The 486-nt window shown below is 64.6% G+C and carries 1 protein-coding gene; it reads left to right on the top strand.

Annotated features, from left to right (window positions below):
* A partial coding sequence (locus tag EN994_RS34790) for a glutaminase (RefSeq protein ID WP_206530591.1) occupies positions 1–486 on the top strand: 486 nt, incomplete at both ends.

The following is a 486-nucleotide window of genomic DNA, read 5'->3' as shown; positions in this document are numbered from 1 at the left end:
AGCATGAGAACGGCATTCCGCGCAACCCGTTCATCAATGCCGGCGCCATTGTCATTTCCGACATCCTGCTTGCCGGCCACCAGCCGCGCGAGGCGATCGGCGAAATCCTGCGCTTCATCCAGTTCCTCGCCGACGACGAAACGATCATCATCGATCGTGAGGTCGCGGCGTCCGAACGGGCCACCGGCTATCGCAACTTCGCGCTTGCCAACTACATGAAATCCTTCGGCAATCTCCACCACGCGCCGGAGCTGGCGCTGGGCGTCTACTTCCACCATTGCGCCATCGCAATGAGTTGCCGGCAACTGGCGCTCGCCGGCCGCTTTCTCGCCAATGGCGGCAAGAACCCGGCGACCGGGCATTCCGTGGTGTCGGCCGAACGGGCACGCCGCATCGGCGCGATGATGCTGACCTGCGGTCACTATGATGGCTCCGGCGATTTCGCCTTCCGCGTCGGCATCCCCGGCAAGAGCGGCGTCGGCGGCG

It is taken from the genome of Mesorhizobium sp. M7A.F.Ca.CA.002.09.1.1 (genome assembly GCF_003998555.1).
Lineage (GTDB): Bacteria > Pseudomonadota > Alphaproteobacteria > Rhizobiales > Rhizobiaceae > Mesorhizobium > Mesorhizobium ciceri.
This window is presented reverse-complemented; position numbering and strand designations above follow the sequence as displayed.